This is a genomic window from Mesorhizobium terrae (assembly GCF_008727715.1).
Taxonomy (GTDB): Bacteria; Pseudomonadota; Alphaproteobacteria; order Rhizobiales; family Rhizobiaceae; genus Mesorhizobium; species Mesorhizobium terrae.
Genome location: NZ_CP044218.1, coordinates 1,381,510 through 1,393,100 on the forward strand (window position 1 = coordinate 1,381,510; position 11,591 = coordinate 1,393,100).

Genomic DNA, 11,591 nt, shown 5'->3' on the forward strand with positions numbered 1-11,591 from the left:
CGATCCCTCCTAGTGCGTCTCTGAACGAAGGCAGGATAGAGACCAAGGATGAATTGTTGAAATTGATTGTTCTCGACGCTAAGATTGCGATCGTCAATGACATCATGGATGCGTGCATGAATATCCATCCCGACCTCTTGCGCGCTTTCGTGACCGTTGTGGAATGCGGAGGGTTCTCGCGGGCCGCCGAGCGGCTGCGGCGCGGCCAGTCGGCCATCTCGCTGCAAATGAAGCGTTTGGAGGACAGCCTCGGGGCGAAGCTGCTCGAACGGACTCCCCGACACCTGTCGCTGACAAGCGAGGGAGAGTTGCTGCTGGACCACGCCCGGCGCCTGTTGCGCCTCAACGACGAGTTGGTCGGGCGCTTTACCGAGCGCGAACTTTCCGGCGTCGTTCGCCTCGGAGCGCCAGAGGACTTCGCGACCAGCCACCTGCCGAGCGTGCTGGCCAAGTTCGCGCGCGCCCATCCCCGGGTTGCCCTGGAAGTGACCTGCGAGTTGACGCTCGAGGTATTCGAGCGCTTCCGGGCTGGCGGTCTCGAGATCGCGCTGGTCAAACGGGAGCCCTCAGGCGCGATGGGCGGCATCCGCGTGTGGCGGGAACCGCTGGTCTGGGTCGCCGCCGACCGGCAGATCGCAGAGACAGAGGGCCCGCTTCCGCTCATCGTCTCGCCGCGGCCGTGCGTCTACCGCAAGCGGGCAACCGATACGCTCGACACGATGGGGCGCCTTTGGCGTGTCGCCTATACGTGCGGCTCCTTGGCCGGCACGCACGCAGCCGTTCGTGCGGGCCTCGGCATCACCGTGTTGCCAAAGGAGATGGTGCCAACGGATCTCGCCATTCTCAACGATGAAGCTCTTGGACTTCCCGACCTGAAGGACACGGAGATGGCGCTGATCGAGGCACCTGACCTGAACCCCGCTGCTGCCCGGCTGCGAGACACGATCGTTCGAGAGCTTGAACATTGAGGCGTGCTTCACTTTGATGGCCAGTCGCACCCGTAACGCGATGTCATGGATTCGTTGATCGTCTTCTCAAGAGTCCGCACTTGGGCTACTGTACATTTGGGGTGGTGCACTGCGCTGAAGCGTAGATCAGTACCTACCCCTAATCTCGCGACAGGCGGGGGAGGAGCCAACGATGAATTTCTCGGGCAGGAACCTCTGGTTAGGTTTGATCGCCTTAGCCGTGGTGTTGATCGTGATCGGCTATGCCACCGGCTGGTTCGGCTTCGGTGGCTCACCGCAACCCGCGCCGCCGCAATAAGAACCCGCTTCGAACCTTGGCAGATGCCGTTTGGCAACGGCCGTCGTCATTGATCGAGAAGTTTCTCTTTGCCATTAAGTGCGGCCTGAGCGTCCAGTAGTTCGTCGCGACCGATACCCGCCTCAACGTGCGGATGCAGCGCGTGCACCTCTCGTATTTTCCGGAAGACCAGTTGAAGTAGATCCTCTTGTAGGGGCAGGCGGACACGCACATGCGTCAGCCGCGGCACTTATGCTGGTCTATGAGGACGACACCGTCCTCCTCGCGCTTGTAGATCTCGGTTTCGTCGTTCTCAGCCCACCATCTGCGATCGGTCGTAGTGGCTTTGCGGAGTTTCGGATGCCGGCGGACGCTGCCGCGAGTGCGCGGCTCGAATATCATAGCGCCCCAGCGGAAATGTAGTTATCAATTTCATCAACGCTGGGGCGGCACCTCGTGGGAGGACGATCGGATGCACATGCGTATGGCATCGCATCGTAGGGTTAGCGGTCGCAGCCTAGCGTAGGTGGCGCACCCGGCACGATTCGAACGTGCGGCCTCCACCTTCGGAGGGTGGCGCTCTATCCAGCTGAGCTACGGGTGCATCAAGTGCGCTACTAACGCGGCGACCTCGCGTCGGTCAATCGACGTAGACCAGACATTATCCCAGTTCGATCGATCACGCGCAACCGAGATCCCCATTCTCACCGCAAAAACCATCACGCGCGTAACTCTTGCTCGAACGGTATGCCATCGCGCGAAGGAATGCCGGCAGCAGACAAGCATCGCACAGAAGCGAATGTCTGAGCTTGCGCGTTTCGCTCGCACGTCTCACGCGCGCTACGCCGCAGCACGCCAGACTACGTCTCACGCTGCTTCCGTGGTGCTTCCGCGACGGATTCGGGCGCGGCGAGAACAAAAAACGATCTTGCTAAGTGCCCGGAAATATGAGAGAAAATGGCGCACCCGGCGAGATTCGAACTCACGACCTCTGCCTTCGGAGGGCAGCGCTCTATCCAGCTGAGCTACGGGTGCTTTCGAAGCCGAAGGATGGCCTGGAAAACCGGCCGGCGAATGCCGCCAGCAACGGCTTCTTAGCGGAAGCCGCCCGAAGCTTCAACGCAGAAATGGAATGGTAGTGAAGCGCATGCTGAGAGATAGCAGTGTGCTGATGAAGAGCGGCGGCACCTGGCGAGCCAGACGACCAGCAGACTCTACGCCATACCTTCCGGAGGGCGCTGGGGGCACGCTCTGCGACTGGCGCCGGCGCTTTGGCTCAGTCATTTCCTGCCTGCGTTGAAGCAGGCTGCCGGCTAGGCGAACCGCAACCGCCGAGACAGGTAGCCTTCACGAAGCGTTCGACGCCACCAGCTTGAGGTGGCTTTGCATCGCCGCCTTGCGGTTCTTCAGCCCCGAAATTGCGTAGTCGTCGCGCCCAGCGGCCTTGGCGCGGTAGAGCGCCTCGTCCGCCTTGGCGGTGAGGTCGACGGCGGCGACATAGATGTCGGGCGACCATTCGGCGACACCGACGCTGATGGTGAAACGCTCGTCGTCCTCGGCCTTGCCGCTGCCTTCGCGCACGGTGGCGACGAGTGCCGCGGCCACCTTTTCCGCCTGGCGGGCGGTCGTCTCCGGCAACAGGATGGCGAACTCGTCGCCGCCAAGCCGGAAAACCGTGTCGCTCGAGCGCACGGTGGCGGTGGCGATGGCGCCGAACTGGCGCAGGATGCGGTCGCCGAAAGCATGGCCGTGGGTGTCGTTGAAACGCTTGAAATGATCGATGTCGATCAGCATCAGCGAGAAATGGCGGCCAGTGCGGCGCGAGCGCTGATCCTCGCCCTGCAAGGTGGCGAGGAATTGCCGGCGGTTGGGCACGCCGGTGAGGTCGTCGGTCATCGCCATCTCGGCCAGTTCCTCGCGCAGGCGGCCGATCGACATGACGGTGAAGCCGAAATTCCAGACCACGCCCGAGAAGATGACGCACAACAGCGCGTAGGATTCGATCGTGGAATAGAAATCCTGGTCGACGTTGCCCAGCATCAGGCCGATGTTCAGGCCACTCTCGATGACATGGCCGAGCACGCCGACGATCATGGCGGTGGCGGCGATCATGGCACCGAGATCGCGGCGCTGCTGGCTGATCAGATAATAGGCGGCGATGACCAGCGGAACCGACTGGCCGCCTGCATAGACGAGGTTGCGGCCCTGCAGGCTTCCAAACAAAAGCACGAGCAGGAACAGGCTGCCGGCGGTGATGGCGGCACTTGCCTTCCAACCACCCGAGAGGCCGTAGAACACACGCACGCCGACCCAGAACAGGCAGAAGCCGTAGATGACGAAGCCGTTGCCGACCACGGCCGGCACATAGCTGCCCTCATTGCCCTGGAGGGCGAGCACGGAGCCGCCGATTGTGGAAAGAACGCAGGCGCCCAGCCAGACGCGCGCTGCCGCGAAATTGCGATAGCGATAGGCAATCGCGCCCCAGATGATCGCAACCGTCAGCGAGTTGAGCAGGATGACGATGTAGAGTGTCAGAAAGTCGAGTTTCATAAGAGCGGCCCCTCGACCCTCCTCCTAAGGACCGCGGCTTGCCCGCCTGTTAAGATGATGTCTCCATCTTGTTTCAAATCCGCGACAATGCCGGCCGTTGCGGCTTCGAATGTCGCTTCGTTGCGCCCACGCGCCTGTGGACGAACCGGAATTCCACACAATCGGCGCGCCGCGGCGCCGCGAAGCGGAGTATCGATAGGCAAACGGCCGAACGCCGCAACCACCATGACGGTACGGCGGCCGTCGCAGAACCCGGCGAGGCGAAATGCCCATCCACGAACTCGCGGCGCTCGGCGCCGCCGTCTGCTGGGCGCTCACCGGCATCATCTCGGCGGGGCCGGCCGGTCATCTCGGCGCGCCCGCCTTCAACCGCGTCCGGCAGATCTTCGTCACCGCCATGCTGGCGCTTTACGTGCTTGCCACCGGCGCCTGGCGCGAACTCGACGCAGCCAATGTGTGGCCGCTTTTGGCGTCGGGCCTGATCGGCATCTTCATCGGCGACACGCTGCTGTTCGCCACGCTGAACCGGGTCGGCCCGCGGCGCTCGGGCATATTGTTCGCGCTCAACGCGCCCATCGCGGCGATGCTCGGCTGGCTGCTGCTTGGCGAAACGCTGAGCACGAAGGCGGTGTTCGGCATCGCCTTGATCGTTGGCGGCGTGCTGCTCGCCATCCTGTTCGGCAAGCGCCGCTCGCAATTGCATCAATGGGAAACGGTCAAGGGCCCGCTCTGGATCGGCGTCGCGCTCGGCCTCGGCGCCGCAACCGGCCAGGCCATCGGCTCCATCATCGCCCGGCCTGTCATGGCGACGGGCATCGATCCGTTCCTCGCCTCCATGCTCAGGGTCGGCATCGCGGCCGCGTTCCTCAGCATTCTCATTCAATTGCCCATCCCGGCGCTGAAGCCGAAAGGCCCGCTGACGTGGAAAGTGGCGGCCCTGACGGCGCTGACCGGCATTCTGGCGCTGGCCATCGGCATGACCTTGCTGTTGTTCGCGCTGTCCGGCGGCAAGGTCGGCATCGTCTCGACGCTGTCGGCGACCTCGCCCGTCATCATCCTGCCGCTGCTGTGGCTGCGCACCGGCGAACGGCCGGCAGCAGGCGCGTGGGCGGGTGCGGCACTGGTGGTGGCCGGCATGGCGCTGATCTTCATGAAGTGACGCGGCCGCGCTAGGCTGAGAGCCATGACCCTGCCCTTGCCAGCCAAGCCGGCCGAAACGCCCGAAGCCGATGCAACAGCCTTCATCCTGGCCAATCTGCCGCTGGCGCCAGTTCCCGGCATTGCCGAAATCCGGCTGCATGGCGCACAGCCGTCGAGCGGGTTGCGGCGTCTCGCGGAAATGGCCGGCGGGTCGACCGGCGCGGGGCGCTCGCCTTACTGGGCCTATCATTGGGCCGGCGGCACCGTGCTGGCGCGTTATCTGCTCGACCATCCTGAAACAGTTCGCGGGCGGGCTGTGCTGGACCTTGGCACCGGCTCCGGCCTTGTCGCCATCGCCGCCGCCAGGGCCGGCGCCAGCAGTGTGACGGGCGTGGACATCGACGCGCATGCGATCATTGCAGCACGCCTCAATGCAGCGTTGAACGATGTGACGTTTGAAACCCTGCAGGCCGACCTGACCGCCGGAGAACCGCCATCCGTCGACCTGATAACGGTCGGCGACCTGTTTTATGACCGAAGCCTTGCGCGGCGCGTCACCGCCTTCCTTGATCGTTGCCTCGCCATGGGCATCACCGTTCTGGTCGGCGATCCGGGCCGTGCCCATCTGCCCCGTCAGAGGCTGGCGGCGATCGCCGAATATCAGGTATCGGATTTCGGTGAAGCGGGTGCCGGGACGCCGGCGACCGTGTTTGCGTTTAGCGCTGAGCACAGCGCCTTCCCTTCTCCCCTTGCGGGAGAAGGTGCCCTAGCCGAAGGCGAGGGCGGATGAGGGGTGTTGGACGGAGTGCTACCGTGCAAGTTGTGCGGTGAGTTTACCGAACGCTCATTCTGAAGCGCCTCGTTTCTTCCAGCACCCCTCATCCGACCTCGCCTTCGGCTCGGCCACCTTCTCCCGCAAGGGGAGAAGGAGACTCCACCCCACAGCATCAACCCTCGCTACAGAACGCCTTTCCACGCAGCCTGTGATTGCCCGGTGGATAACCCCGGATTTTGCGCGAATGGCGGAAAAAACAGAATTCCATGCTTCGCCAATGGGCGTTTCCGGGCGCAAGCTGAAAAAAGCTTCCGGTGATTCCTCCCGTTCCACCGGTTGTGTTCTTCCCTCCCGAGAGGCGCTGGCGCCTCAGCTTCGGCCGGGACGCTCGAAGCGTCCCGGTCTTTTTCTATGCAGTCGCTAGAGCGCCGCGCGTCCGATTGGACGCGCAAAGGACGCTCTAACATTTTGAATCTGCTGCATCGTGCCTACCGAAAATCGATTCCGATTTTCTGGCCGATGCAGTAGGCGCTCACTTCGCCGGATCGACCCAGCCGTTCGGCGGCCCGAACTTCGCCATCGCCTCGGCCGGACCCCAGGTGCCCGGCTCGTAGATCGCCGGCTGGCTCTTGTCGTCCAGCACGGGCCCGACGATGCGCCAGGCAGCCTCGGAGGCGTCCTGGCGGGTGAACAGGCGTATGTCGCCGTTCATGGCGTCGCCGATCAGGCGCTCATACGGCTCCATGTCGCCGGCCGAATCGTCCACGGCCGAAAGCTCCACCTGCTCGCCCACCATCTCGTCGCCGGCCAGCTTGCGGCGGGCGCCGATGCTGATGGAGATTTCCGGGTTGATGCGGAAGCGCAGATAGTTGGCCTCGTCCGGCGCGATGGCGTCGAACACGTCGAGCGGCGGCCGCTTCAGCTTGACCACCACTTCGGTGGCGCGCACCGGCAGGTTCTTGCCGGCGCGAATGAAGAACGGAACGTCCTGCCAGCGCCAGGTGTCGACGAGGAAGCGCACCGCGGCGAAAGTCTCCACCGTGGAGCCCGGCGCCACGCCCGGCTCCTGCAGATAGCCGGCAAACTGTCCGCGCACCACATCGTCCTTGGCCAGCGTGCGAACGGCCTTCAGGACCTGCACCTTCTCGTCGATCAGGTCTTCGGCCGAGCGGCCCGATGGCGGCTCCATGGCCAGCAAGAGCAGGATGTTGAGCAGATGGTTCTCGATGACGTCGCGGATACAGCCGACCTCGTCGTAGAACTTGCCGCGCCCCTGCACGCCGAAATCCTCGGCCATGGTGATCTGCACGCTCTCGACATAGTTGCGGTTCCAGATCGGTTCGAGGAAGGAGTTGGCGAAGCGGAAATAGAGCAGGTTCTGGATCGCCTCCTTGCCGAGATAATGGTCGATGCGGAAGATCGAGTTCTCGTCGAAGACGATGTGCAGCACCCGGTTCAACCAGCGCGCCGACTGCAGGTCGCGGCCGAACGGCTTTTCCACCATCAGCCTGGCGCCGGCGGCGCCGCCCGACTGCTCCAGCCCCTGCACCACCGGCTCGAACATCGACGGCGGCACGGCCAGATAATAGAGCGGGTGGCGGAAGCCGGTCAGCGCGTCCTTCAATTTGTCGAAGGTTTCCTGGCTGCGATAATCGCCGCTGACATAACGCAGCAGGCCGGCGAGCTTGGCGAACACCGCCTCGTCCACCGTGCCGATCGCGGCCTGGATGCCGTCGCGGGCGCGCGCCGCCAGTTGCTCGACCGTCCAACTGTCGAAGGCGATGCCGATGATCGGCTCGGTCAGGTGGCCGCGCGCCACCATGGAATAGAGCGCGGGAAAGATCTTCTTGTGCGCCAGGTCGCCGGTGGCGCCGAACAGCACAAGCACGTCGGATCGGGGTTCAGCCGCAACAGCCATGGTCGTTATCCCCTCACGCGCCGTTTTTCGGCTTTTCGAGATGGCCGCCGAAGGCATAACGCATCGCAGACAGGAGCTTGTCGGCGAAGGCGGACTCGCCCTGCGAGGAGAAGCGGTCGAACAGAGCCGACGACAACACCGGCGCCGGCACGCCGGTGTCGATGGCGGCCTTGAGCGTCCAGCGGCCTTCGCCGGAATCGGAGACGCGGCCGCCGAACTGCGCCAGCGCAGGGTCGGCCTTGAGCGCGCTGGCGGTGAGATCGAGCAGCCATGAGCCGATCACCGAACCGTGGCGCCACACTTCGGTGACCGCGGGCAGGTCGATGTCGAACTGGTAATATTGCGGCTCGCTGAGCGGCGAGGTCTCGGCGTCGGCGCTGCGGTCGGCCTTGCCGGAATTGGCGGCCTTCAGGATATTCACGCCCTCGGCATAGGCGGCCATGACGCCATATTCGATGCCGTTATGCACCATCTTGACGAAGTGGCCGGCGCCGCTCGGGCCGCAGTGCAGGTAGCCGAAAGGCGCGGTGCCCGCCGCCTTGTCGGGATTGGCGCCATGGTCGGCGCCGGGCGCCAGCGAAGCGAGGATCGGGTCGAGATGTTTCACCGCATCGTCGGGACCGCCGATCATCAGGCAGTAGCCGCGTTCCAGCCCCCAGACGCCGCCGCTGGTGCCGACATCGACGAAAGCCAGGCCCTTGGTCGCGAACTTCGCCGCCTGGTCGACCGCGTCGCGATAGTTGGAATTGCCGCCATCGATGATGATGTCGCCCTTGTCCATGAACGCCGCCACCTGGTCGGCGACCTTGCCGGTGATGGCGGCCGGCAGCATCAGCCAGACCGCGCGCGGCTTGGCCAGCTTGCCGACGAACTCCTCCAGCGAGCCGGCGCCAGTGGCACCTTCCTTGACCAGGGCTTCGACGCTGGCCGGGTTGATATCGTAGACGACGCATTCATGGCCGTCGCGCTGCAGGCGCCTGACCATGTTGGCGCCCATCCTGCCCAGTCCCATCATTCCGATCTGCATGTTCGCTTCCTGCTCGCTGAAATTGGCCTGCCCGATCGCCCTGCCCGCCGGCTTCGGGCCGACGCAACCGAGACGCCGACAATCTCCGATCCGTCGCCATCAAGCCAGAAGAATGTGAAGGGGATTTCAAAGGAACGGCCCGGGCCCGTTCTTCGCGATCGGGAATGGCACACACGGCGCCGCGCCATTTGCCTCAGGCGCACATCGGCGCCGGTTCCTCGAGCCGGTAGATCAGGCCCGGTTGCACGATCCATTCGCCGGGACGAAGCGCTTCGACGGCGAAGCGTCCGGTCGCGGTGCGCGGCATGACGCCGGCGAAACGGTAACGGCGGCCGCCCTCGTCGAGGACCGCGTCGCGGATCGGCTCGCCGGCGAGGTGCCCGACCACGGGGCCGACCGCCTTCAAATTGGCCAGGACAAAATACTCCGTCGGTATGGAGTTGGTCCTGGTCAGGAAGCGGAACTGGGAGACGGGTCTTTGCATGGAACGGGGATCGCGGCACTTCCAGCCGGCCACAGCCGCCAATGGCCGGACCGTCTGCATGGGAACCCCATTGGATTACCGCGTGCGCGGATAAGAATTCGAGACGGGATCGAGGCGCAAAAGATCAAGAAAAGATAAGGAGCTGTGGCGGGCGAGCCATTGGCGATCGGCCTGCCGTCATCAAGCCAGAAGAATGTGGAGGGGATTTCGAACCGGGTGGCCTCCCTTGCCGGCGCCCTGGTCGACCAGCACGGCAGGCTGAAGAAGCGGCGAACCACTCTGCGCCCGTCATTCCGGGCAAGCGAGGCGAAGCCGAGTGCCGACCCGGAACCCATTGAGAAGCGCGGCCGGGAACGAAGATCGTGCCGATGGGAATGAAGCACGCAGCGCCGGTTCGGCTGCATGAACGGTTCAGAACGAGGACCGGGCCGTGCCTTACGATGTTGCGACCAATGGGTTCCGGATAGCCTTCGCTGCGCTTCGGCTTCCGGAATGACGACAGCGCTACCCCTCAACGCTCATAGCGTCGGGTTTGTGGGCGTCACTCTCTACCCCGATGCCAGCCTTCGATGGTGCAGCCGCTCAGCTGTTCGGCGACGTTGACGGGAACGTGCCTCACCGTCTCGGCGAAGGTCCACAGATGGCCTTCCGGATCGCGGGCCCGATATCTCGCGTCCTCCACGATTTATTATGAGATTATGTTAGCAATGACTGTTAGTTATTAACTAAGCGCATTATCTCAGATAGATGGCCAACGATCACAAACTTGCACTTCTAGAGAACAGCATCTCTTATTTTAGAGAGGCCGTACGCTATGCTCACCGAGAAGAGCACAGCGCTGATAAATGGAAATTTGCGATTGTTAATGTTGTTCAGGCAATGGAGTTAGCCTTCAAGGAATATTTGAGGCTTATCCATCCAGCATTCGTTTTAGAATCCATAGACAAACCCGGCAAGACCGTTGGGATAAATTTAGCGCTTTCTCGAATAAAAGATCCAACAATAGGAAACATTTCGATCAGCGATGTCGATCATTTAAAGATTCGATCTGCGATAAATTTACGAAATGAACTGGTCCATTATGAATTCGATCATGGAATAGAGGCAACTGAGGCGAAGTTCTCGGAGATATTCGCTTTCGTGATTTTCTTTTATCGCGAGCATTTGGATCTCACCCCTCCAGATTTCATAGACGAGGATGACCTCCAGAAAATTCTACAACGTGTTAAGGCTCGCGCCGAAATGCTCCAAAAGGCGCGCATCTACGCAAAGAGCAATGAAGGGGAAGTCTGGCTTTGCCCAGAATGCAATGAAGACACGTTTATCGTTGCCGAGGAGCAATGTTGCTTCTGCCAGCGGAGAGAACTTGTATCAGACTGTGAATCGTGCGGGCAAATGGGTTTGCTTGTGATGTGATAGAAACGGACAGCTTCCTTGAGTGGGATTATGATGAAGGTCGAATGACACTGATTGAGCGTTATGATTTGCCGGCAACTTGTTGTCCTGAGTGCAGCTCTGGCATCACGGCCAAAATCGAGGATTTCAGGCGCGCCCAATATTATGAAGATTTGGCGAAGGAAAGTCGTAGATAGTAGAAGGTTTTTTGGTAAATCGACGATTAACAGTCGATATCGCTGACGCGATCATCGCTCCAACATAGACCAACTCCCGAGGTAGCTTGGGTCGTCTAAATTCAGAGAGCTGAGTACCAGGTCCTTTGCCTTGTATCGCTATCGCCTCCTCACCCCCGCCCGGCCAGAAACGCCGGCAGGTCGGCGACCGAGGCCAGCACGACGTCGGCGAGCGGGGCCAGCGATTCGCGCGTGCCGGTGCCGGACAGGACACCGACCGCCAGGCCGCAGCCGCCGGCGCGGGCCATGTCGAGGTCGTGACGATTGTCGCCGACCATGGCAACCTCGGACGGCTTCAGACCGGTGAGGTCGCAGAAGGCCAGCACCGCGTCCGGCGCCGGCTTCGGGTTGGCGACCGCGTCATAGCCATAGGCGGCGTCGAACAGCTGCGCCATGCCGATCGCGGAAAGTGTGCGCTCGCAGCCGGCGGTCGAATCGTTGGTGGCGACCCCCAGCCGGTAGGATTTCGCATGCAACGCCGCCAGCGCTCCGGCGATGCCCGGCAGCGGCACGGCCATTGCCGAGCCCTGTTCGGTGCTGATTTCGTTGAAATGGTCCAGCGCCTCGCGCTGTTCGGCCGCCGACAATTCCGGGAACCACAGCGCGATGATGTCGGCATTGGTGCCGGCTGCGAAGATGGAATCGGCCTTGAAACCCTTGGTCTCGAAATCATAACCGGCCTTGGCCAGCAATTCGTCGGCCTTGGCGCGGTCGCCAGCCGCCGCCTCCAGCGCCATGCGGTCCGCCACCCCGACCAGGTGGCGTGAAAATCGATCAGTGTCCCGTCCTTGTCGAAAAGGATGCCCTTGATGCCCCCAAAA

Annotated in this window: 9 protein-coding genes, 2 tRNA genes and 2 pseudogenes; 5 read left to right on the forward strand and 8 right to left on the reverse strand. The window is 62.6% G+C overall.

Features of this window, described 5'->3' with window-relative positions; genetic code table 11:
- Positions 1–56: 56 nt before the first annotated feature.
- Together FZF13_RS07855 and FZF13_RS29420 are read left to right on the forward strand one after the other, a co-directional pair.
- On the forward strand, positions 57–968 hold the full coding sequence (locus FZF13_RS07855; protein ID WP_244466410.1) for a LysR substrate-binding domain-containing protein: 912 nt from the start codon (positions 57–59) through the stop codon (positions 966–968).
- 172 nt (positions 969–1,140) lie between these two features.
- A complete protein-coding gene (locus tag FZF13_RS29420; protein ID WP_281350931.1) occupies positions 1,141–1,266 on the forward strand; it encodes a hypothetical protein in 126 nt (41 codons plus the stop codon).
- 135 nt (positions 1,267–1,401) lie between these two features.
- Here FZF13_RS29420 and FZF13_RS07860 read toward each other — a convergent pair.
- The 4 genes and pseudogenes from FZF13_RS07860 to FZF13_RS07875 form a co-directional block, all read right to left on the reverse strand.
- Positions 1,402–1,542 (reverse strand): annotated as a pseudogene (locus FZF13_RS07860) (4Fe-4S dicluster domain-containing protein); the annotation flags it as partial.
- A 230-nt stretch (positions 1,543–1,772) separates the two neighbouring features.
- A tRNA-Arg gene (locus tag FZF13_RS07865) sits at positions 1,773–1,849 on the reverse strand.
- 354 nt (positions 1,850–2,203) lie between these two features.
- A tRNA-Arg gene (locus FZF13_RS07870) sits at positions 2,204–2,280 on the reverse strand.
- Positions 2,281–2,592: 312 nt separating this feature from the next.
- On the reverse strand, positions 2,593–3,795 hold the full coding sequence (locus tag FZF13_RS07875; RefSeq protein WP_024922355.1) for a GGDEF domain-containing protein: 1,203 nt from the start codon (positions 3,793–3,795) through the stop codon (positions 2,593–2,595).
- Between the two features lie 265 nt (positions 3,796–4,060).
- On the opposite strand from FZF13_RS07875, the gene FZF13_RS07880 reads away from it, so the two are divergent.
- Entirely contained in the window at positions 4,061–4,954 is an 894-nt protein-coding gene (locus tag FZF13_RS07880; RefSeq protein WP_024922354.1) for a DMT family transporter, read from the forward strand.
- A gap of 24 nt (positions 4,955–4,978) precedes the next feature.
- Positions 4,979–5,725, forward strand: a complete 747-nt coding sequence (locus FZF13_RS07885; RefSeq protein ID WP_024922353.1) for a class I SAM-dependent methyltransferase — start codon at positions 4,979–4,981, stop codon at positions 5,723–5,725.
- Positions 5,726–6,242: 517 nt separating this feature from the next.
- On the opposite strand, the gene zwf is transcribed toward FZF13_RS07885, so the two are convergent.
- The 3 genes from zwf to FZF13_RS07900 all read right to left on the reverse strand — a co-directional run bounded on the left by zwf (position 6,243) and on the right by FZF13_RS07900 (position 9,139).
- The gene (zwf, locus tag FZF13_RS07890) at positions 6,243–7,628 is read right to left on the reverse strand and encodes a glucose-6-phosphate dehydrogenase (RefSeq protein ID WP_024922352.1); all 1,386 of its coding nucleotides are present in this window, start codon (positions 7,626–7,628) and stop codon (positions 6,243–6,245) included.
- Positions 7,629–7,641: 13 nt separating this feature from the next.
- Positions 7,642–8,655 (reverse strand): phosphogluconate dehydrogenase (NAD(+)-dependent, decarboxylating), encoded by a 1,014-nt coding sequence (gene gnd, locus FZF13_RS07895; protein WP_024922351.1) that lies wholly within the window; start codon positions 8,653–8,655, stop codon positions 7,642–7,644.
- Positions 8,656–8,848: 193 nt separating this feature from the next.
- Entirely contained in the window at positions 8,849–9,139 is a 291-nt protein-coding gene (locus FZF13_RS07900; protein WP_024922350.1) for a hypothetical protein, read from the reverse strand.
- 747 nt (positions 9,140–9,886) lie between these two features.
- Between FZF13_RS07900 and FZF13_RS07905 the strand changes: the two genes are divergently transcribed.
- Complete coding sequence (locus FZF13_RS07905) at positions 9,887–10,555, forward strand: hypothetical protein (protein ID WP_150978952.1); 669 nt, start codon at positions 9,887–9,889, stop codon at positions 10,553–10,555.
- A gap of 325 nt (positions 10,556–10,880) precedes the next feature.
- Here the strand turns inward: FZF13_RS07905 and FZF13_RS07910 are convergent.
- Positions 10,881–11,581 (reverse strand): annotated as a pseudogene (locus tag FZF13_RS07910) (HAD family hydrolase).
- Positions 11,582–11,591 lie beyond the last annotated feature (10 nt).